General features: G+C 71.3%; 18 protein-coding genes. 12 read left to right on the forward strand and 6 right to left on the reverse strand.

Translation table 11 applies throughout. The annotated features are described in order from the left end of the window. Nucleotides 1-7: 7 nt before the first annotated feature. Entirely contained in the window at nucleotides 8-1,774 is a 1,767-nt protein-coding gene (locus Pka01_RS23545; RefSeq protein ID WP_203885022.1) for a substrate-binding domain-containing protein, read from the forward strand. 38 nt (nucleotides 1,775-1,812) lie between these two features. On the opposite strand, the gene Pka01_RS23550 is transcribed toward Pka01_RS23545, so the two are convergent. After that, on the reverse strand, nucleotides 1,813-3,093 hold the full coding sequence (locus tag Pka01_RS23550) for a coenzyme F420-0:L-glutamate ligase (RefSeq protein WP_203885023.1): 1,281 nt from the start codon (nucleotides 3,091-3,093) through the stop codon (nucleotides 1,813-1,815). A gap of 153 nt (nucleotides 3,094-3,246) precedes the next feature. After that, on the reverse strand, nucleotides 3,247-4,185 hold the full coding sequence (cofD, locus tag Pka01_RS23555; RefSeq protein ID WP_203885024.1) for a 2-phospho-L-lactate transferase: 939 nt from the start codon (nucleotides 4,183-4,185) through the stop codon (nucleotides 3,247-3,249). 161 nt (nucleotides 4,186-4,346) lie between these two features. On the opposite strand from cofD, the gene Pka01_RS23560 reads away from it, so the two are divergent. The 4 genes from Pka01_RS23560 to Pka01_RS23575 all read left to right on the forward strand — a co-directional run bounded on the left by Pka01_RS23560 (nucleotide 4,347) and on the right by Pka01_RS23575 (nucleotide 11,052). Beyond that, nucleotides 4,347-5,987 (forward strand): mediator complex subunit 15 domain-containing protein, encoded by a 1,641-nt coding sequence (locus tag Pka01_RS23560; protein WP_203885025.1) that lies wholly within the window; start codon nucleotides 4,347-4,349, stop codon nucleotides 5,985-5,987. Nucleotides 5,988-6,178: 191 nt separating this feature from the next. Continuing rightward, on the forward strand, nucleotides 6,179-6,436 hold the full coding sequence (locus Pka01_RS23565) for a WhiB family transcriptional regulator (protein ID WP_203885026.1): 258 nt from the start codon (nucleotides 6,179-6,181) through the stop codon (nucleotides 6,434-6,436). A gap of 222 nt (nucleotides 6,437-6,658) precedes the next feature. Continuing rightward, on the forward strand, nucleotides 6,659-9,508 hold the full coding sequence (locus Pka01_RS23570; RefSeq protein WP_203885027.1) for a glycosyltransferase family 2 protein: 2,850 nt from the start codon (nucleotides 6,659-6,661) through the stop codon (nucleotides 9,506-9,508). Beyond that, nucleotides 9,505-11,052: a DUF5719 family protein gene (locus Pka01_RS23575; RefSeq protein ID WP_203885028.1), complete on the forward strand. Its 1,548-nt coding sequence runs from the start codon at nucleotides 9,505-9,507 to the stop codon at nucleotides 11,050-11,052. The genes Pka01_RS23570 and Pka01_RS23575 overlap by 4 nt, the downstream gene beginning before the upstream one ends. A 32-nt stretch (nucleotides 11,053-11,084) precedes the next feature. Here Pka01_RS23575 and Pka01_RS23580 read toward each other — a convergent pair whose 3' ends face one another. Then, nucleotides 11,085-11,531, reverse strand: coding sequence for a metallopeptidase family protein (locus Pka01_RS23580; RefSeq protein ID WP_203885137.1), 447 nt, complete (start codon nucleotides 11,529-11,531; stop codon nucleotides 11,085-11,087). Between the two features lie 155 nt (nucleotides 11,532-11,686). On the opposite strand from Pka01_RS23580, the gene Pka01_RS23585 reads away from it, so the two are divergent. The 7 genes from Pka01_RS23585 to Pka01_RS23615 all read left to right on the forward strand — a co-directional run bounded on the left by Pka01_RS23585 (nucleotide 11,687) and on the right by Pka01_RS23615 (nucleotide 17,709). Beyond that, complete coding sequence (locus tag Pka01_RS23585) at nucleotides 11,687-12,052, forward strand: DUF3499 domain-containing protein (protein ID WP_203885029.1); 366 nt, start codon at nucleotides 11,687-11,689, stop codon at nucleotides 12,050-12,052. A gap of 93 nt (nucleotides 12,053-12,145) precedes the next feature. Then, the gene (locus Pka01_RS23590; RefSeq protein WP_203885030.1) at nucleotides 12,146-13,501 is read left to right on the forward strand and encodes a phosphomannomutase/phosphoglucomutase; all 1,356 of its coding nucleotides are present in this window, start codon (nucleotides 12,146-12,148) and stop codon (nucleotides 13,499-13,501) included. 6 nt (nucleotides 13,502-13,507) lie between these two features. Further along, nucleotides 13,508-13,681 carry a Trm112 family protein gene (locus Pka01_RS23595; protein ID WP_203885031.1) on the forward strand — a complete coding sequence of 58 codons (174 nt, stop codon included), beginning with the start codon at nucleotides 13,508-13,510 and terminating at the stop codon, nucleotides 13,679-13,681. Continuing rightward, the gene (locus tag Pka01_RS23600; RefSeq protein ID WP_203885032.1) at nucleotides 13,678-14,820 is read left to right on the forward strand and encodes an SIS domain-containing protein; all 1,143 of its coding nucleotides are present in this window, start codon (nucleotides 13,678-13,680) and stop codon (nucleotides 14,818-14,820) included. The genes Pka01_RS23595 and Pka01_RS23600 overlap by 4 nt, the downstream gene beginning before the upstream one ends. Before the next feature lie 43 nt (nucleotides 14,821-14,863). Further along, complete coding sequence (locus Pka01_RS23605; RefSeq protein WP_203885033.1) at nucleotides 14,864-15,802, forward strand: cation diffusion facilitator family transporter; 939 nt, start codon at nucleotides 14,864-14,866, stop codon at nucleotides 15,800-15,802. Nucleotides 15,803-15,971: 169 nt separating this feature from the next. Beyond that, on the forward strand, nucleotides 15,972-16,574 hold the full coding sequence (locus tag Pka01_RS23610) for a DUF6230 family protein (RefSeq protein ID WP_203885034.1): 603 nt from the start codon (nucleotides 15,972-15,974) through the stop codon (nucleotides 16,572-16,574). Nucleotides 16,575-16,629: 55 nt separating this feature from the next. After that, the gene (locus Pka01_RS23615) at nucleotides 16,630-17,709 is read left to right on the forward strand and encodes a DUF6114 domain-containing protein (protein ID WP_203885035.1); all 1,080 of its coding nucleotides are present in this window, start codon (nucleotides 16,630-16,632) and stop codon (nucleotides 17,707-17,709) included. A gap of 10 nt (nucleotides 17,710-17,719) precedes the next feature. On the opposite strand, the gene Pka01_RS23620 is transcribed toward Pka01_RS23615, so the two are convergent. The 3 genes from Pka01_RS23620 to Pka01_RS23630 form a co-directional block, all read right to left on the reverse strand. Beyond that, nucleotides 17,720-18,367 carry a response regulator gene (locus Pka01_RS23620; RefSeq protein ID WP_203885036.1) on the reverse strand — a complete coding sequence of 216 codons (648 nt, stop codon included), beginning with the start codon at nucleotides 18,365-18,367 and terminating at the stop codon, nucleotides 17,720-17,722. Next, a complete protein-coding gene (locus Pka01_RS23625) occupies nucleotides 18,364-19,554 on the reverse strand; it encodes a sensor histidine kinase (RefSeq protein WP_203885037.1) in 1,191 nt (396 codons plus the stop codon). Before Pka01_RS23625 ends, Pka01_RS23620 begins: the two co-directional genes overlap by 4 nt. 118 nt (nucleotides 19,555-19,672) lie before the next feature. Beyond that, complete coding sequence (locus tag Pka01_RS23630) at nucleotides 19,673-20,005, reverse strand: MerR family transcriptional regulator (RefSeq protein WP_203885038.1); 333 nt, start codon at nucleotides 20,003-20,005, stop codon at nucleotides 19,673-19,675. Nucleotides 20,006-20,072: the final 67 nt, after the last annotated feature.

A 20,072-nucleotide genomic window follows, 5' to 3' on the forward strand; every position in this document is an offset into this window, starting at 1 on the left:
GTGAGGGATGGTCACCGTGCGATCCGGTCGTCACCGCACCGGTTTCACCGCCGAACGGCGCCGCCGGCAGGCCATGTGGCGGGGCGCCGTGTCGAGTGTCGCCGTCGTGGCCGTCCTGGCGGCAGCGGTCTACGCCGTCGTGGACAAGGCGGGTGGAGCGTGCTCCGCACGGGATCCGATCGTCGTCAGCGTGGCGTCGGCGGTGGACGTGGCACCCCCCGTGATGGAGGCGGCTGATGGGTTCAACGCGTCGAACGCCGGGGTGGACGGCCGCTGCGTGCTGGTCCAGGTGGCCGAACAGCCTCCCGCGCCGGTCCTGCGTACGCTCATCGGCGAGCGCGCGGGGGTGCTTCCCGGCAGGCCTGACGGCTGGGTCGCCGACTCGACCGCCTGGGTGCGGCTCGCCCGCAAGCAGGGGGCCGAGCACGTCGCGGACGGGGAGACCGTCGTCGCGACCTCGCCGCTGGTGTTCGCCACCACGCGGGCGCTCGCCAGGAAGTTCGCGGCCGGCCGTACGGCGATGAGCTGGAACATGGTCTTCCCCGCCACCGTCCACGGGCGGTTGCAGCCGACCGAGGACGAGCCGGACATCGTGCGGATCCCCGATCCTTCGACGTCCGGAGCGGGCATCGCGACCGTCGCCGCCGCCCGCGACCTCGTGGGGACGGGGGAGCAGGCGGACAAGGACCTCACCGCCTTCGTCCGGATGGCCCAGGCAGGATCGGCTCCGGACTACAGGAGCACCCTGGCCGCCGTGGGCGAGTCGGGGTTGTGGAGCCGTCCGGTCGCCATCGTCCCCGAGCAGACGGTCTGGGCGCACAACCGCGACGTCACGATCGAGCCCGTGGCCGCCCTCCAGCCCACAGAGGGGACGATCGACCTCGACTATCCGTACGTGGTGACGGCGGCAGACGACGACAAGGCCGAGGGTTCGCGGCTGTTCGCGCAGTGGTTGCGCAGGCCCGCCGTCCAGGAGGAGATGCGCCACGACGGCTTCCGGACCGCGGACGGGCAGGAACCTCCGTACTGGCCGGGCACCGACATCCCGGTCGAGCAGCCCAAGCCCCGGCCGTCAATCACTCCCGAGGTGATCGACGAGGCGCTGGACGCCTGGAGCCGCCTGGCCCCGCCGAGCCGCATCCTCGTCCTCGCCGACGCGTCGAAGGAGACGGCGGCGCCCGTCCGGGACGGCGGCGGCACACGGCACGAGGTCGCGGTGGAGGCCGCCACGGTCGGGCTGCAACTGTTCCCCGACGGGACAGATCTCGGGCTGTGGGAGTTCGCCAGGGACCTCGACGGCGACGCGGACGAGCGCGAACTCGTCAGTCTCGGCCCCATCACGGAGCCGGCCGGCGGGCAGGAGATCCGGCGGACCGAACTGCTGCGAAGGATCCAGGCGACCACGGTCTCGGCCCACAGGTCGAGTTCGCTCTACGACGCGATCCTCCGCGGCTTCCGCTCGGTGTCCGAGGGTTACGACCCCCTGATGAACAACTCGCTGCTTCTGCTGACCGCGGGCCACGACGACGGCAGGGGCGTCTCCCGGGAGCGGCTCGTCGAGGCGTTGCGTGAGGAGTGGAACCCGGACCGGCCCGTCCAGGTCATCGTGGTCGCGTTCGGCGAGGGGGCCGACCAGGGGGCGCTGAACGAGATCGTCTCCGTGACCAACGGCCAGCTCTACGTCGCACGGGAGCCGGGCCAGATCATCGACGTGTTCCTGTCCGCTCTGGCCCGGCGTCTGTGTCATCCCATCTGCGAGTCGCCGAACAGCTGATGGGTGCTTTAGTACTATTTGTCGTGGTTTAGGATGATTCAGCGGGTGACAATGAAGTCGCCCGCATCTCTGTGTGCCCGCTGGCGCGCCGGGCCCGCCGCGTGGCCGACGGCCACCGCGCCCATCGGATCCCAGTTCTGCGGCAGATCGAGCACCTTGCGCACGACGTCGCGGCAGAACATCGTGGACGACACCCAGGCGGACCCGAGCCCCTCGACCGCGAGCTGTACGAGCAGGTTCTGCACGCCCGCCCCGGTGGCCACCACGAACATCTCCCGCTCGGACGCGTTCCTCCGCTCGTCGCGATAGGTGTGCGAACCATCCATGACCAGGCAGGGGACCACGAGGTAGGGCGCGTTCCTCAGCACGTCTCCCCGCTTGACCCGCCGGGCGATCGACTCCTCGCTGAAGCCGTCGGAGCGCAGGTCGTCGATCCAGGCCGCCCTCATCGCGTCGAGCAACTCCGTACGGGCCTCCGGGGTCTCCAGCAGCACGAACCGCCACGGCGTCGTGTGATGAGGGGCGGGCGCGGCCACGGCGGCGGCGACCGCCCGCCGTACGGCGGCGGGGTCGACCGCCTCGTCGGAGAACTCGCGGATCGTCCGGCGGGCGAAGACGACGTCGGCCGAGCCGTACCGGAACATGTCCTCGTCCGCGGGCCGGATGAGCACGCGGGCGCCGGGCCCCTCGTCGGCGGTGACCAGCTCAGCGAGGCCCCGCACGATCGCGACGGGGACGCCGCCGAGCTTGCCCTTCACCAGTTCGCCCGCCGCGGCGATCTCGTCGGCCAGCGCGGTGACCGTGGCGTTGAGCGGGTTGCCGTAGGCGTCCGTCTTGCCGCGGAGGTCGTCGAGGGGGCGCACGCCCGCGGCGCCGATCGCCACATCGGTCAGGCCGTGCCGCCAGGGCCGCCCGAAGGTGTCCGAGACGATCACGCCGACCTCGACGCCCAGCGTCTCGCGCAGCCCGTCCCTGATCCGCCGGGCGGAGCCGTCGGGGTCCTCGGGCAGCAGCAGGATCGTCCCCGGCGCGGTGTTGGAGGCGTCGACGCCCGCCGCGGCCATGACGAAACCATGCCGGGTCTGCGCGATGACGGTCTCTCCGCGTCGCGCCACGACGCGGACGGACTCCTCCTCGATCGCGGCGGTACGGCTGTCGCCCGCGCGGACGCGGCCCTCGGCCTTGCTCACGATCTTCGAGGTGACGACGAGGATGTCGCCGTCCTCGAGAGCGGGGACGGCTCGCGCCACGAGACGTGCGATGTCGTCCCCGGCCTGGACCTCGGGCAGTCCGGCGATGCCGGTGATGGTGATGGCCACGGGTTCCTCTCAGAGCGTGTTCTCGGCAGAGGGTCTTCTCTGCATGATCACAAAATGCCTTTTCGCTGGTGGGTGCGACCGCCACCGAAAGTGTGCATGATCATGTCCGAGGTTTTCGCAGGTGGCGAGGCCGATCCCCGAACCTGTGCATGATCACGCGCGGAGGGTGTGGGCGAGGGCGAGGGCCGCGGCGGCGATGTCCCTCGTCGCCTCGGGGGAGTTCATGAGCAGGGGCCTGGCCTCGACGGTCACGCCGTCCAGGGCGACGCCCTTGTCCTCCTCGGCCACGAGCCACCCGTCGACGAGGCGGGAGCCGTACAGCTCGAGCACCGCCTGGGCGCTGGTCTCGACGCCGATCGCGGTCAGGCAGGCGTCGGCCATGCCCCGCACCGGCGCGCCGCCGATGATCGGCGAGACGCCGACGACCGTCTTGTCCTCCACCGCCGCCCGGATGCCCGGGATCTGGAGGATGGTGCCGATGCTGACGACGGGGTTCGACGGGGGCAGGATCACCACGTCCGCCGCCCCGATCGCCTCGAGGACGCCGGGGGCGGGGACGGCCTCGTCCGCGCCCACCAGGCTGATCTGCTCGGCCGGGACCGACGCCCGCAGCCTGACCCACCACTCCTGGAAGTGGACGGCCCGCCGGCCGTTCTCGTCGGAGATGACCACATGGGTCTCGGTCCGGTCGTCGGACATCGGAAGAAGCCGCACGCCCGGCTGCCAGCGGTCGCACAACGCCTGGGTCACCTGGGAGAGCGGATAGCCGGCCGCGAGCATCTGGCTCCGCACGATGTGGGTCGCGAAGTCACGGTCGCCGAGGCCGAACCACTGCGGCTCCATGCCGTAGGCCGCCAGTTCCTCCTTGACGACGTGGCTCTCGCCCACCCTGCCCCAGCCCTGCTCCTCGTCGATCCCGCCGCCGAGGGTGTACATGACGGTGTCCAGGTCAGGGCAGACCCGGAGGCCGAAGAGGGTGATGTCGTCACCGGTGTTCCCGATGACGGTGATGTCGGAGCCGGGGGCCGCAGCCTTGAGGCCGCGGAGGAAGCGGGCGCCGCCGATTCCTCCTGCCAGGGACACGATGCGCATGGACGACAGTCTTCCACCGGCGGTTCAGCGGACTGCGAACACCCACCCCCCGATTTGTGCGTCAAACGGGGCTATATCGTCTTACGAGCAGAATGAGGTTCTTGGGTCAGCCGACACTAATGTCTGGCATGTGGGAAACTGCCCTGGTGTCTTCTGGACCGATGGGGGTAGTTGTGCTCAAGGTCGATATCAGACGGTTGCGTGAGCCGGCCGCGCTGGTCATGCTCGCGGTCGTGGCCACGAACGTCCTCGTCGGCCTCGTGCGGCTGCTCGCGCCCTCCGGATCCGGGGCGGCGGCGAACTCGTTCGCGTTGCGCTCAGCCACCGCTCTGAGGACCTTCACGTCGCCCCTGTACGTCATCCTCATCGTGGTCGCGGTCCTGCTCGTCAGCAGGTTCGGCGAGCGGACGGCACGGGCCCAGCTGGTCGACCGCCTCGCCGCGGGCACGCTCGGTCTCTCCCTCCTGTTCAGCGTGATCACCACGCTCGGCGTGCTGTTCGGCGGCGACGCCCTCGACTTCCGGGACAAGTTCGAGAGCCTGATCGTCGGCCTCCCGTCGGCCGGCCTGGTGTTCCTCGGCCTGGCCTTCGTGATCAATTCGGCCAAGGGGATCCCGGCGGCCGCCTGGTCGGGTACGAGCGGCGGGGAGGCCGGTTACGACGCCCAGCGCGCCGGCAACGGTTACCCCCAGGATCCGTACGCCTCCCAGGGCTATGCCCAGGGATACGGGCAGGCGCCCCAGGGACAGCCGGCCGCCTCCGACGGCGCGGCGGCGTACGGTCAGCTGGCCGCTCCGGTCGACGGTCAGTACGCCGCCCAGGACCCCTATGGCTCGCTGTACGCCGACAGGTCGCAGGCGGACGCGTACGGCGCGCAGGCGGCGTATCCGCAGCAGGCCGCGCAGGGAACGCCCGCGCAGCCGCAGCAACAGGACTTCCAGACGGGCGTGCTCTTCACGGACCCGTACGTAGCGGGCTACCAGCAGGACCAGTCCGGCGGGCAGGCGTCCGGCGCCAACCAGGGATACGGCGCGAACGCGACCGGCGCCGCGCCGTACGGTCAGCAGCCCGGTCAGCAGGCCGACTCCACGACCCCCGGCCAGGCGTACGAGAACTACCCCCAGAACCCGGGATACGACCAGTACGGCTACGGCGCCCAGCAGCCGCAGGCCGGCGGCTACCCGCAGCAGCCGACCGGCGGCCAGCAGGACGGCGTCGGGTTCGCACAGGCTCAGGGAACGGAGGGGCAGGGGTTCGCCCAGGGCTCCTACCAGGACCCCGGCTTCGGCCAGTCCGGCTCCCACGCCGCCCCCACCCAGGGCGACCCCGCCCAGCAGTACGGCCAGCAGGGCGGGTCGCCGTTCTCCGGCTACTCGGGCCCGCAGTTCGCGGCCGGCGCGGACGCGCCGTCCCAGTCCCCCTACGAGCAGACCGCCGACCCCCGGGAGCAGCAGCTCGCCCAGGCCTACCAGCAGGCGCAGAGCTACCAGCAGCTCGGGACGCCCACCGACTATCCCCCCACGCCCGCCGCACCCCCGGCGGCGGACTACTACGGCAACCCGCTGGGCCACCCTCAGCAGGAGTCGTACACCGCGCCCTCCGACCAGCAGACCACCCGCCTCGACCCGCCCGCCTACCAGGGAGACGCGCTCAGCGGCCCCGGCAGGAGGGAGGAGCCTCTCGACCCGACGGCCATCTACGCCCCCGAACGGTCCCAGGCAAAGTATGAGGAAGGTTCCGGCACTGATCAGGCAGGGCACAGAGCCGACACCAACCCCCATTGGTATGGTTCCGAACGCTGATAGGACCGAACAACTGGGCGTACGAACCGGGGCAAGCGCGTCTTTCCCCGGGTATCGTTATGCCGCTTGACGCCACACGCGGCACGCGCGTGTAATTACAGACGTGTTGTTACGCCTCCCCGAGGGTGGGTACGGGGGAGGCGTTCTTGGGGGGCTCCATAGTGGGCGGGCGAGCGACAGGGAGGTGTGCAATGGCCGATCCGGTCATGGCACAGGCGCTCGATGGTGAGGATCTCGGGTGGCAGGAGCGCGCCTTGTGCGCTCAGACCGACCCCGAGGCGTTCTTTCCCGAGAAGGGTGGCTCCACCAGAGAAGCCAAGAAGGTGTGCCGTTCGTGCGAGGTACGGGCGGAGTGCCTGGAATACGCGCTCGAGCACGATGAGCGCTTCGGCATCTGGGGTGGGCTCTCGGAGCGGGAAAGGCGCAGGATCAAGCGTCAGGCTGTTTGAACCATCTCGAGAACCATCTTGAGAACCACGTTGTGGACACTGGGCGGGGGCCACACGTTCCGTAACAGGAACGCGTGACCCCCGCCCAGTGCGTCACGTGGGTCATCAGCCGGTTCGCGACGGGGTCGCGCTGATCTAACGGTTCGGCGCACGTGTGATCGGCCGTCCTGGGGTTGCCGTATCGTGGTCGGCGCTCAGCTTGACGACCCCCAAGGACCTGACGTGCAATCGGTCACCGCGATCGTCGTCGCTCACGACGGCGCACGCTGGCTCAAGGAGACACTGGCGGCCCTCCGCCGCCAGACCCGGCCGCTTGACCGCGTCGTCGGCGTCGACAACGGCAGCCGCGACGGCAGCGGTCAACTGCTGGCCGAGGCCTTCGGCGGCGCCAACGTGCTGACCATGCCGAGGTCCACCGGCTTCGGCGAGGCCGTGCACGAAGTGCTCGGCAGGCTTCCCCACGATCCGCGCGCCGACGAGTGGGTCTGGCTGCTCCATGACGACTGCGCCCCGGACGCCCGGGCGCTGCAGACCCTGCTGTGGGCCGCCGAGCACGCTCCCGAAGCCGCGATCCTCGGGCCCAAGCTCCTCGACTGGCTCGACAGGCGCGTGCTGCTGGAGATGGGCGTCACCGTCAGCCGATCGGGCATGCGGGAGACGGGCCTCGAACCGAGGGAGTACGACCAGGGCCAGCACGACGGCGAGGGGCTCCTCGACGTGCTGTCGGTCTCCACGGCGGGCATGCTGATCCGCCGGGACGTCTGGGACCAGCTGTCCGGACTCGACCCGGAACTCCCGTTGTTCCGCGACGATCTCGACCTGTGCTGGCGCGCGCGGGCCATGGGGCATCGCGTGCTCAACGTGCCGGAGGCCGTGGCCTGGCACGCCGAGGCCGCGGCCCGCCGCCGCAGACGCCTCGCGGTGAGCGACGAGCACCCTCGCAGGCTCGACCGGCGCAACGCGCTGCTGGTCATCATGGCCAACCTGCCGTTCGGGGCGCTGATCCGGTCGGTCTTCAGGAACATCCTGGGATCGCTGCTGCGGACCGTCCTGTTCCTCGTGGCCAAGCAACCCGCGAACGCCCTCGACGAGGTCGTCGCGCTGGGCTCGATCATCGGCCGTCCCGGACGGCTGAGGCGAGCGCGCAGGCGGCGCAGACAGGGCCGCAAACAGGGATATCCCGCCGTCGCGCGTCTGCTCACCCCCCCAGGAGCGGCGTTCCGGCGGCTGGCCGACATGGTGCAGAGCTTCGTCGCGGGCGCCGGGCCGGTCGACTCGGCCGGCCGGCACCACGCCGCCGCGGAGACGGACGAGGACGACGGCGAGGATCTGCTCAGCGACTCCGGGCTGATGCAGCGGCTGTTCACGAGCCCCGGCGTGCTGCTCTGCCTCGCTCTCCTGGCCGTCACCGTCGCGGCCGAGCGGTCCCTGGTCTACGGCGGCCTCCTCGGGGGCGGCTCGCTGGTGCCGATCACCGGTGGCGCCTCCGACCTGTGGCGGCTCTACACCGAGAGCCACCACGTGACGGGCCTCGGCTCGGACACCTGGGCCCCGCCGTACGTCGCGCTGCTGGCCCTGGTCTCCACGGTCTTCCTGGGCAAGACGTGGCTGGCGGTCTCCGTCCTGCTCCTCGGCTGCGTGCCGCTGGCCGGCATCTCCGCGTACGTGGCGACCAAGAAGATGATCTCGTACACGCCCGCGAGGGTGTGGCTGGCCGCCACCTACGCGCTGCTGCCGGTCGCGACGGGGGCGATCGCGAGCGGGCGGCTGGGCACCGCGATCGTGTTCGTGCTGCTTCCCGTCTACGCGTCCCTCGCGACCCGCATCGTCGCGGGCTCGCGTCGCGCGGCATGGGGGTTCGGCCTGCTCCTCGCGGTCGGCACGGCCTTCGTCCCGCTCCTGTACGTGCTGGTCGCCGTACTCGGCGGGCTCGCGGCGGTGTCCTTCGCCGGGGTGCGCAGGGGAGTGGGCGTGGCGCTCGCGATCGGCCTCGGCACCCCGCTCGTCCTGCTGTTCCCCTGGCTCGCCGGGCTCGTCCGGGATCCAGGGCGGATCCTGCTCGAGTCGGGCCTGCACGACATCGCACTCTCCGACCCCGGCCTTGGCGGGGAGAACCTGCTGATGCTGAGCCCCGGCGGCCCCGGCGCGCCGCCGGTCTGGGTGACCGCGGGCCTGGTCGCCGTCGCGCTGGCCGCCCTGCTCGTGCGCCGCCACCAGATGGTGGTGGCGATCGGCTGGGGCGTCATGGTCTTCGGCGTCCTGGTGGCGATCGTCGTCGGCCGCCTCACGGTTCACGGCGTCCCCGCCTGGCCGGGAGTCCCCCTGGCCTTCGCCGCCACAGGACTGCTCGTCGCGGCCGCCCGCCCGGCCCGCTGGATCGGGGAGTTCGCCGCCGGCGGGATGCTCCGTCGCGCCGCGGCCGCGCTGATCGTCGTCGTCGCCTTCGCCACGCCTCTCGCGGCGGCGGCGATGTGGATCAAGTCGGGCGCCGAGGACCCGCTCCGCCGGGGCGTGCGCGATCCCATGCCCCTGCTCGCCGCCGTCGGATCGGCGAAGGGGCAGGGCACCCTGGTGCTGCGACCGAGAGACGGCGTCGTCACCTACACCGTCCTGCGCGGCAGCGCCCCCCTGATCGGGGAGTCCGATCTCGCGGCGGCCGAGGACGCCTCCCAGCGGTTCGGCACGGCCGTGGCCGGCCTCGCCTCCGGCCGCGGCGGCACCTACGCCCGGACGCTCGCCCAGTACGGCGTGCAGTTCGTCAGCGTGCCGGGCCCCGTCGACGCCACTCTGCACCGCACGCTCGACTCCGAGCCCGCCCTGGTGCGGATGAGCCTGTCGGCGGGCGGCGGGCTGTGGAAGCTGGCCCAGCCCGCTCCGGCGCCGCCGCCTCCACCGGGCGGCGACTCCGCGCACAGGATCTGGTTGTGGGCTCAGGCGACTCTCCTGCTCGTCGTGGTGATCCTGGCCTCGCCGGGCGCCCGCGCGGCCGAGGCCGAGGAGCAGTACGCCGACGTCCCCCTGGAGGAACCCCGGGGACGCCGCCGGGCTGGTGAGGATCGGGTGCGGGTGTGAAAAGTCTGATCGAGAACCGCTTCGGCCTGCTCGTTCTGGTGCTGGTGGCCCTTGGCGCCCTGTACGGCGTCGCCTACGCGAGCAGGCCCGCGCCCGCGGCCCACACGCCACCCAAGCCCGTCCGGGCCCTCATGGAGTCGCTGACGACCGTCTGCCCGTCTCCCGGCGGCAGCAGGGTGAGCGTCGTGACGCCCCCTGGCGCCCAGGGGCAGGGGAGCGCCACCGTGGGAGAGGTCACGCGCGTCCCGGCCGCCGGCGAGGACGGATCAGACGGGGACGCGGCGAAGAAGGACGCACAGAAGAAGGACGCCAAGAAGGGCGCCGCGGAAGGAAACGACGAGGCCGCGAAGCCCGGCAAGGCGGCCGAGCCCGAGCGGCTCGACCAGCCGGGTGTGCTGTGGCAGCGGGACATGAAGACGGGCACCGCTCCGCTGGCCGTCGCGGGCTCCGGTTCGATGGCGGCCGGGCTGGAGGCAACGCAGACGGCCCGGTTGGACGCGGGGACCCAGCGGGGCCTGGCGTCCGTCCGCTGCGTCGAGCCGGGCTCCGACGCCTGGTTCATCGGTCCCGGCCCCGCCGCGGCCGCGATGACGCTGTACCTCACCAACGCCGACTCCGCCCCCGCCAACGTCGAGGTCATGATCTACGCCGGTGAGGGGCCGGTGCTCAGCGACCGGGGGAGCGGCATGGTCCTCCAGCCGGGCGAGCACCGGACGGTCAAGCTGAGCGACCTCGCCCCCTCGCCGCTGGTGATGGCCGTGAACGTCAGTACGAGCGGTGGTCGCGTGGCCGCGGGGATCAAGGCGGTGTTCGGCAGGGACAAGGGCGTCGACTGGCTGCCGGCCGCCGCGCCCCCGGCCAAGCAGGTCGTGATCCCCGGCGTCCCCGGCGTGGCCGGGCTCAGGGAGCTCTATGTCACGGCTCCCGGTGAGCAGGACACTGTCGTCCAGGTGAAGGCCGTGCTCAAGGACGGCTCTTACGCCCTGAAGAACAAGGAGACCGTGGACGTCCTGGCCGGGTCGACGAGCACCTTCGACCTGTCCACGGGAATCGGCGGCCAGCCCGCCGCCCTCGTTCTGACCGCCGACGTCCCGATCGTCGCGGGTATGAAGATCACCGGAACGGGCCTGAGCCAGGACGTGGCCTTCACCGCGGGGGCGTCGCCCATCGACCTGGGCAGCGTCGTGGCGGACAACCGGGTCGCGCGCAAGTTGGCGTCGCGCCTGGTCCTGTCGGCCCCGTTCGCGGAGGCCACGCTCAAACTCCAGCTGGTGCCCAAGAAGGGCGCCGCGCCGGAGCCGGTCGAGGTCAAGGTGCCCGCGGCCCGGACCAAGGAGATCAAGCTGACCGCCCCGCCCGGGAGCGAGTCGGGGTTCAGCGTCGTACTCCAGCCGCAGCCCGGGTCCGGTCCCGTGTACGGCGGCCGGGCGCTCGTCGAGGACACCCCCGGTGGTCAGCTGATCACGGTCCAGCCGCTCGCGCCCGCGAGCATCTGGGCGCTGGTCCCGCCCACCGCGGACTCGCCCAGCGCCGTCCTGCCGTGACGCCAGGGGCGCCGGCCCACGCCTGAGACTCCCTAGTGACGATCGTCGTACCCGGGGTCGATCGTCTCGGGGGTCTGCCCCAGGAGGCTGGCGACCTGCTCCACGACGACGTCGAAGACGAGCGTGCCGAGGCTGTCCCGGTCGCGGGCACGCGCCTCGAGGGGACGGCGGTAGACCACCACCGCGGCCGGGGCTCCGCCCCCCGCGGGATCGGCCCTGCCGAAGGGGATGGGGTCGGAGGACAACCTCGCCGGTCCGTCGACCAGCTCGTTCACCGGAGGGACCTCCTCGACGGCGAACTCGACGGCGGCCAGTTGGGCGCCCCAGCGCGGTTTGAGCCGTTCGACCGCCTCGAGCACGAGATCGTCGAAGCGCTCCCCGCGGGATTTCGCGATGGGGACGTGCGACGGGGCCAGTGGGCCGCGCATCCCGCGGCCGTGCCGATCACGTCGGCGCACGTGTCGCTTCGGCTGCGGCATGTCGCCGCCTTCGCTCGGCTCTGTCACGGAGTCAGCTTAAAGCGCCGCCCGTGACGAGCGGCGGGCCGTATCGCTGCTGTCCGAATTGTGGCGACACGCTCGATAAGAGCTCCGGGGTGGTGGCAATGTGCACGCGGACCGGATACGGTCCCTCCGTGAGCCCCGTCCGCAGCTGTTCCCGTACCGCCTGCAGGCAGCCTGCCGTCTTCACACTCACGTATGTCTACGCCGACTCGACCGCCGTCCTCGGGCCCCTGGCGACGTACGTCGAGCCGCACTGTTACGACCTGTGCGCGGAGCATGCGGAGAGGCTCACCGCGCCGCGGGGATGGGAGGTCGTCCGCCTTCCCTCCGAGGCCGGGTCGCCCAGTGGTGACGATCTCGAGGCGCTCGCCAACGCGGTCCGCGAGGCCGCCCGCCCCGCACCCGCCGCGGGGGAGCCCATCGGCCAGGCGGTGGAAGTGGGCAGACGGGGGCATCTGCGGGTCCTGAAGTCGGCCCAGCCCAACCGGGAGCGGTGACCTCCTCGTACGGCACCGCGATCTCGCCCGCCGTACGCAACGATCAGGCGCTATAGGCTCATGTGCGAGACATCAAGGAGTCCGGGGACTGCCGTGGCCGATCTCAGCAGGATTTTCAAGGCGTACGACGTGCGTGGCGTCGTGCCCGACGAGCTCGACGAGGAGGCCGCGGAGGCCGTCGGAGCGGCGTTCGCCGAGGTGACGGACGCCTCGTCGCTGGTGATCGCCTACGACATGCGGCCCTCGTCCGTCCCGCTGGCCGCGGCATTCGCGCGGGGGGCGACCTCACGCGGCGCCGACGTCGTGAACGCCGGCCTGGGCTCCACGGACCTCCTCTACTACGCCAGCGGCGCCCTCGGGCTGCCCGGCGTCATGTTCACCGCCAGCCACAATCCCGCGGGGTACAACGGCATGAAGATGTGCCGGGCCGGCGCGGTGCCGGTGGGCGCGGACACGGGCCTGGTCGAGATCCGCGACCGCGCGGCCGGGCTGCTGACCGCGGGCCTCGGCGGCATGCCGGGCAAGGGCGAGGTGACGCGGCGGGATCTGCTGGCCGACTACGCCGGGCACCTCAGGTCGCTGGTCGACCTGTCGCGCATCCGGCCGCTCAAGGTCGTGGTCGACGCCGGCAACGGCATGGGCGGGCACACGGTCCCCTCGGTCTTCCAGGGGCTGCCGATCGAGCTGACCGCGCTCTACTTCGAGCTCGACGGGACCTTCCCCAACCACGAGGCGAACCCGCTCGAGCCGGCCAACCTGCGCGACCTGCAGAAGGCCGTGGTCGACCTGGGCGCCGACATCGGCCTCGCCTTCGACGGCGACGCCGACCGGTGCTGGGTGATCGACGAGAACGGTGAGTCGGTCTCCCCGTCCGCGATCACCTCGCTGGTCGCGGTGCGGGAGCTGGCCAGGCACCCCGGCGCCACGATCATCCACAATCTGATCACCTCCCTGGGCGTGCCGGAGATCGTCGCCGAGCACGGCGGCGTCCCCGTGCGCACGCGGGTGGGGCACTCGTTCATCAAGGCCGAGATGGCCCGCACCGGCGCCGTCTTCGGGGGCGAGCACTCGGCCCACTACTACTTCCGCGACTTCTGGTTCGCCGACTCCGGCATGCTGGCCGCGCTGCACGTGCTGGCCGCCCTCGGCGAGCAGGACAGGCCGCTGTCGGCGATGTTGTCGAGTTACGCGCGGTACACGGCGTCCGGCGAGCTGAACAGCACGGTCTCCGACCAGGGCGCGGCGGTCGACAGGGTTCGGGCGACGTTCTCGGGACGAGAGGGTGTTAGGTTCGACGAGCTGGACGGTCTCACCGTGACCGGCCCCGGCTGGTGGTTCAACCTGCGCCCGTCCAACACCGAGCCGCTGCTGCGGCTCAACGCCGAGGCGACCGACGAGAACACGATGGCCACCGTGCGCGACGAAGTGCTCGCAGTGGTAAGGAGCTGACCCGAGTTGAAGATCGACGACTGGCTGCTGGACATTCTGGCCTGTCCGGCGTGCAAGTCCCCCCTGCGCGCGGAGGGCGACACGGACGAGCTCGCCTGCACGTCCTCGGAGTGCGGGCTGGTCTACCCGGTCCGCGACGACATCCCGGTCCTCCTGGTCGACGAGGCTCGCAAGGCATGACCGATGCCGGAGGGGCTCCCGGCACGGTGTTCGATCCGGATCGCCTCGACGACCAGGAACATCTGGTGGGGGGCGACCCTTCCGGGGTTCTGCGGGCCGTGGCGTCCTCCGCGGCTCGGGTGCGCACCGCGTATCGGGCCTCCGCAGAGGCGGAGGTCGGCTCTCTGGCTCGGTTCGGCCGTCCCCGGGCGATCGTGGTGGTGGGCTCGGGCGGTTCCGCCGTGGCCGGCGACGTGCTCGACGCCGTCATCGGGTACGGCGCGCCGTTGCCGATCGTCACCGTCCGCGGCCACCGGCTGCCGGGCTGGGTCGGCGCCGCCGACATCGTCATGGCGGTCTCGCGGCCCGGCGACGGGGAGGAGACCTTCGCCCCGGCCGCGGAGGCGGCTCGGCGCGGCTCCTCGATCATGGGTGTCGGACCCGCGCGGTCGCCGCTCGAGCCTGTCGTGACGCGGGCGGGCGGGCCGTACGTGCCGTACGGAAACGAGGTCGGGCGGCAGGGAGGGACGTTGTGGGAGATCATCGTCCCGCTGGTCGTCGCCGCCTCGTCCCTCGGCCTGGTGGAGGCACGTGAGGACGTCTTCGAGGCCGCCGCGGTGCGGCTGGAGGACATCGCCCACCGGTGCCGGCCGTCCAGTGAGTCGTTCATCAACCCGGGGAAGACCCTCGCGGCCGAGCTCGCGGGCAGCATCCCGGTGATCTGGGGCACCTCGCCCCTGGCCGGGGCCGCGGCCAGATGGCTGGCGTTCCGGCTCAACGAGATCGCCAGATATCCGGCCGTGTGGGGCGAGCTCCCGGAGAGCCGCCACCAGCTCGCCGCGTTCACCGGGCCTCTCGCCGGCCGGGACATCTTCGCCGACCCCTTCGCGGACGAGCCCGGAGGCGAGGGCGCCAGGCTGCGGCTCGTCCTGCTGCGCGACGCGGAAGAGGACGAGCAGGTCGCCAGGCACCGTACGGCGGCCGTCGGACTGGCGGAGGACAGGGGTGTCCCCGTCTCCGAGGTCGTGGCCGAGGGCGTTCATCCGCTGGAGCGGCTCGCGACGCTGACGGGTCTCGGCGACTACGCGGCCGTCTACGCCGCGCTGGGCTACGGCATTGACCCGGAGTCGTTTTCGGACGTCACGGAACTCAGGTCCTGAATTTCGCTCTAGGATCTTTTTGGCCGATTCCTGAGGAGTTCTTGTGAGTGCGAGTGGCGGATCCAAGGCGATCATCGCGGCGCTGAGCGCCAACTTGGCGATCGCGGTGGCGAAATTCGTGGCGTTCCTCTTCACGGGATCGTCGTCGATGCTCGCGGAGTCCGTCCACTCGGTGGCCGACTCCGGGAACCAGGCCCTGCTGCTCGTGGGCGGCAAGCGGGCGGAGCGGGCACGGACCCGCACCCACCCGTTCGGGTACGGCCGCGAGCGGTACTTCTACGCCTTCGTCGTGGCCTTGGTGCTGTTCAGCATCGGCGCGCTCTTCTCCATCTACGAGGGCTGGCACAAGATCGCCGACCCGCACCCCGTCGAATCGCCGATCTGGGCCTTCAGCGTGCTGATCTTCGCGATCATCGCCGAGAGCGTCTCGTTCAGGACCGCCATCAAGGAGTCGCTGCCACACAAGGGCAACGCGTCGTGGGTGAGGTTCATCCGCCGGGCCAAGGCTCCCGAACTGCCCGTCGTGCTGCTGGAGGACCTCGGGGCGCTGCTGGGCCTTGTTTTCGCCCTGTTCGGCGTGACGATGGCCGTGGTCACCGGTGACGCCGTCTGGGACGGCATCGGGACGATCATGATCGGCGTGCTGCTCGCCGTCATCGCGATCGTTCTCGCGCTGGAGACCAAGTCGCTTTTGATCGGGGAGAGCGCGGCGCCGGAGGTCGAGAACCAGATCTGCGCGGCGCTCGAGGGCGCCCCCGAGGTCACCAAGGTGATCCACCTGCGCACGCTGCATCTGGGCCCGGAGGAGCTTCTCGTCGCAGCGAAGATCGCGGTCGCGCACGACGACACGGCGACCGAGGTCGCCCGGGGCATCGACGAGGCCGAGCAGCGCATCAGGGCCGCGGTGCCGATCGCCCGGGTGATCTACCTGGAGCCCGACCTCGACCGGGCCGAGCAGGCGTCCTCGCCGCAGCCGCGGTGACGAGCCGCCGGGGCCTTCTGCCTGGTTTCGCCTGATCTCCGCTCCGTACGCGAGGGGACGCACTCCGCCGCGGGTGACGGCGTGACGAAAATGTGATGCGTGTTCCCTTTACCTCCTTGTACTCGTGGGTAACTTGGGCTTTACCCATTTGACCTCGCGGGAGGTGCCCATGGTCAAGCAGGGACACGTGCGGTGGAAGCGCTTCGCGCTGGTCTTCGTGCCCGCGCTCGCGGTCGCCGCCGTACTCGTCGGAGCCACGGCTGAAGGTGCGATCGGGGCGTCGTTCGTGGTCTCGGGTGACACGTTCAAGGTCTCCGCCGACAAGCTCACGGGGCAGGGGTTCGTCCAGTACGGCAGCCTGGTCCAGAACAAGAAGGGGCAGAAGATCCCCGTCGCGGTGTCGGGCATCCGGCACGCCACGCTCACGAACATGTGCCAGACCGTGCTGGTCGACTCGCCGGTCGGCGCGGTGACCATCAAGCTGACCGCCGGAACGGGCAAGAACCCGGTGGTCGCGGAGAACATGATCGTCGACGCGTCCCAGCTTCAGGGCAACGCGGTCTTCACGCGCATCCAGGTGGGCAGGGACGCCGGGACCCTCAACGCGGTACCGGTCTCCGGCGGGGCGGGAGCCTCGGGGATGTTCGGCCAGCAGGCCAGTGCCGTCTCGATCACCGGCTTCAAGCAGGTCTCCTGGGCCGTCAACGCGGCGACCTTCAAGCTGCCCGGCCTCAAGCTGACCGTCGAGCCCGGCAAGCACGAGTGCTTCTGATGCCGTCCTCCACCCCGGCGCCCCGGACGCCTCCGGCCCCGTCTGGAGGACGTCCGTGAGTGACACGACGTCGTGGCGCAGGACCCGGCCCTTCTGGGGCGGCCTGCTGGTCCTGCTCGCCGGTGCGGAGCTGCTGAGCATCCCGTTCGCGTCACAGGCGCTGCCCCTGGTCGTCCAGTCCGGCACGGTCGGCGCGAGCTATCTGATCGCGCTGGTGCTGATCGCCGTCGGCCTGCTGCTGTGGTGGCAGCCCGGTCAGCGGATCTTCCTGGGCGTGGTGGCCGTGCTCGTGTCGCTCGCGTCCTTCGTCTACGCGAACCTGGGCGGATTCGTCCTCGGCATGATGCTGGGCCTCGTCGGAGGGGCCCTCGCCGCCGCCTGGACGCCAGAGGCGGGCACCGACGACCCGGACGACGCGCAGGACCTGCGATCCCCGACGGGCCTGACGTTCACGCGGCGGCGCGTCCTCAGCGGCGACGAGCTGGCGAACACCCCTCCCGCCTCGCCGGACGAGCCGAGGGGCGGCGCGTCCGGGGTCTGGATCGGGCGGGTCAAGGACGGGCCCGCCCGCGACGGGGAAGCCGGGGCCGACCCCCGTGACCCGGGCGCCGGGCCCGACGACAAGGCGGGCCCCGGCGGGAAGGTGCTTGCGATCGCCGTCCTGCCCGTGATCCTCATGTCGGGAGCCGCCCTGCACGAGGCCGGCGCGCCTTCGGCCCCGATGGTGGCGACCGAGGCGGCGTCCGTGAGCGCTCCCTCGCTGACCATGACGGGCATGAAGTTCCACGGCGTCGTGGAACTGCCCACGGCGACCGGAACGGTCAAGATGTTGTGGTTCACCATGGACAGGGCCGTGCTGTCCGGGCCGCGGCAGACGATGGGGCGCGCCACCCTGACCGGGAGTACCTTCACGTTCACCGGGAACGTCGACATCTACACGACCAAGATGACCGGCACGCTCCTCGGCCTGCGCCAGGAGTTCACGGCGGAGCACCCGAACGTCCTGGTCAGGGCGTTGAAGCTGGTGCCGAGACTCGATCTTCCGCTGACCATGACCGACATCGTGAGCGAGCGGCCGTACGTCACGGCCGACTCCCTCCAGGCAGAGGGCCTGCGGCTGGTCGTCGCGTCCTGACCGCCGGCGGTCAGGCCGGATCGCGGCCGCCGGCCCGGACGAGGCCGGTCTCGTAGGCGTGGATCACAGCCTGCGTGCGGTCGCGCAGGCCGAGCTTCGACAACAGGCGGGCCACATGGGTCTTCACCGTGTGCTCGGTCACGACCAGTTCCGCCGCGATCTCGGAGTTGGACAACCCCCGGGCGATCAGCTGAAGGACCTCCGACTCCCGTGGCGTGAGCAGTGTGGCGGCCGCGGCTCGCTGTCGCCCGGTGAACTCGGCGATCAGCCGCCTGGTCACCTTCGGTGCGAGCAGCGCGTCCCCGCGCGCGACGATTCGCACCGACTCCGCCAGCTCCTCGGCCCGGATGTCCTTCAGCAGGAAGCCGCTCGCCCCCGCGAGGAGCGCTTCGTAGACGTACTCGTCCAGGTCGAAGGTCGTGATCATGAGTGCCTTCGCGCCCAGCCCGGTGACGGCACGGGCGACCTCGATGCCGTTCATGACCGGCATGCGGATGTCGAGCAGGGCGACGTCCGGCCGCTCGGCGTGCGCGAGCCGTACCGCCTCCCCGCCGTCGGAGGCGGCTCCCACGACGGTGATGTCCGGTTGGGCGGCGAGCACGGCGGTGAAGCCCCTGAGCACCACCGGCTGGTCGTCGGCCACGAGAACCTTGATCATTCGAGGGGGAGTCCCGCCTGGACGAGGAACCCTCCGGCCGGGCCGGGACCGGCGACGAACCAGCCCCCCAGCGCGACCGCCCGCTCGCGCATGCCGATCAGCCCGTGCCCCGGACCCTCACCAGGTCCGGCCTGGGTGTTCTCCGGCGCGGCCGGCCCCGGGCCGTCGTCGGCGATCCGGAGAGCGAGGAGCGTGGGCCGGTAGGCGATCTCGATGGAGACCCGGGCCCCCGGGGCGTGCGTCCTGGCGTTGGTCAGGGACTCCTGGATGATCCGGTAGGCCGACATGTCGACGGCCTGCGGAAGCTCCTTCTCCTCCCCGACGATGTCGAGGTCGACCTCGCCGCCGTGATGTTCGAGCAGTTCGGGCAGTTGTCTCAGCCCCGGCTGCGGTGCCGTCTCCGGGGGGACGTCCGCACGGAGCACGCCGAGCAGCCGCCGCATCTCGGTCAGCGTCCCCCGGGCAGCCGTGGCGATCTCCGCGAACTCCCGCCGGGCCTCGTCGTTCAGGTCCTTGATGGTGTACGGCGCCGTCTCGGCCTGAACCGCGACCATCGAGATGGAGTGGGCCACGACGTCGTGCATCTCCCTGGCGATCCTGGCGCGCTCGGCCATGGCCGCCTGCTCCCGCAGGGTCTCCAAGTTGTCCGCCCGCACCTCCTTGATCTCCGTACGGCTCCGCCGGACGTCGGCCACCATGGTGATCCCCACCACGAGGGCACCCACGACTGTGCATACCACCGCGACCAGGGACAACCTGATCGGTCCCGAAGCCAGATAGGCGAGGACTGCGACGCCCGTGAGCAGCGCGCCGATGCCTCCCGTGAAGATCCAGGCCGCCCGGCGCTCGAGCAGGCGCTGGACGGTGTAGAACGACAGCGCCGCCGACGCGATCACCGGAATCGCCCAGGCGCCGGGCCGCGGCGGGGACATCACGATGAGCGCCGCGCCGACGAGGGTGAGTGTCACGGTCAGCCACGGATAGGCGCGGCGCATCACATGTGGCACGGTGGCCAGGAGCACGCCCGCCAGATCCAGCGGCGCCGAGGTCGCGCCGGCGGTGCCGAGAAGCGCGAGGACCGCGAGCACGGCGCCGAGCAGGAGGTCCACGCGGGAGCTCAGAGCCCTGCGGAGGTCGAAGGAGCCCAGGCTCCGCTCGACCTGGTCGATTCCTGTCGTCAGGTTCACGCCGAGAATTGTCCGCCGACCGCCGGTGACGTGTCGTCACTCCCGAGAGCGACGTCTGGATGCCCGGGCCGCCGGGCGCGCTGACCGCCGGAGCGCGCTGACCATCGGGGCACGTTGGTCACCGGGGCCGCAGGAGGCGCAGGGCCTTCTCCTTCTCGAAGTCGAGCGCCCGGCGCGGCGCCTGGATGCGGCCGATCCTGACGCCCAGATCGCGTACGGCCTGGGCCACGGCCGGCTCGGACATCGCCCGCAGCGCGAACGCCAGCTCGGCGGGGGAGATGTCGAAGCGGCGCTCCAGCTCCATGGCCTGGCTGACCGCGGCGAGCTCGTCGGGGCCGAACCTGCGGTGCGAGCCCTGGTCGCGCACCGGAGGGAGGAGGCCGAGGGACTCGCGATAGCGCAGCATCCGCGGCGACACACCCAGTCGTCGCGCGGCTTCCGTTATCCGCATCCCTGCCCCTTTCACGCCCCGTCTGCGCTCACGCTAGACAGTCAGAAGGCCCTTTGGCAGCCCCTTG

This window comes from Planotetraspora kaengkrachanensis (assembly GCF_016862895.1).
In the GTDB taxonomy this organism is placed as follows: Bacteria; Actinomycetota; Actinomycetes; order Streptosporangiales; family Streptosporangiaceae; genus Planotetraspora; species Planotetraspora kaengkrachanensis.

Excerpts from the sequence above, each read along its gene's own strand:
- Pka01_RS23545 (WP_203885022.1), top strand. The coding sequence starts at position 8 with ATGGTCACCGTGCGATCCGGTCGTCACCGCACCGGTTTCACCGCCGAA.
- cofD (WP_203885024.1), bottom strand. The coding sequence starts at position 4,185 with ATGCGCATCGTGTCCCTGGCAGGAGGAATCGGCGGCGCCCGCTTCCTC.
- Pka01_RS23560 (WP_203885025.1), top strand. The coding sequence starts at position 4,347 with ATGGGGGTAGTTGTGCTCAAGGTCGATATCAGACGGTTGCGTGAGCCG.
- Pka01_RS23565 (WP_203885026.1), top strand. The coding sequence starts at position 6,179 with ATGGCCGATCCGGTCATGGCACAGGCGCTCGATGGTGAGGATCTCGGG.
- Pka01_RS23580 (WP_203885137.1), bottom strand. The coding sequence starts at position 11,531 with ATGCCGCAGCCGAAGCGACACGTGCGCCGACGTGATCGGCACGGCCGC.
- Pka01_RS23600 (WP_203885032.1), top strand. The coding sequence starts at position 13,678 with ATGACCGATGCCGGAGGGGCTCCCGGCACGGTGTTCGATCCGGATCGC.
- Pka01_RS23610 (WP_203885034.1), top strand. The coding sequence starts at position 15,972 with ATGGTCAAGCAGGGACACGTGCGGTGGAAGCGCTTCGCGCTGGTCTTC.
- Pka01_RS23620 (WP_203885036.1), bottom strand. The coding sequence starts at position 18,367 with ATGATCAAGGTTCTCGTGGCCGACGACCAGCCGGTGGTGCTCAGGGGC.
- Pka01_RS23630 (WP_203885038.1), bottom strand. The coding sequence starts at position 20,005 with ATGCGGATAACGGAAGCCGCGCGACGACTGGGTGTGTCGCCGCGGATG.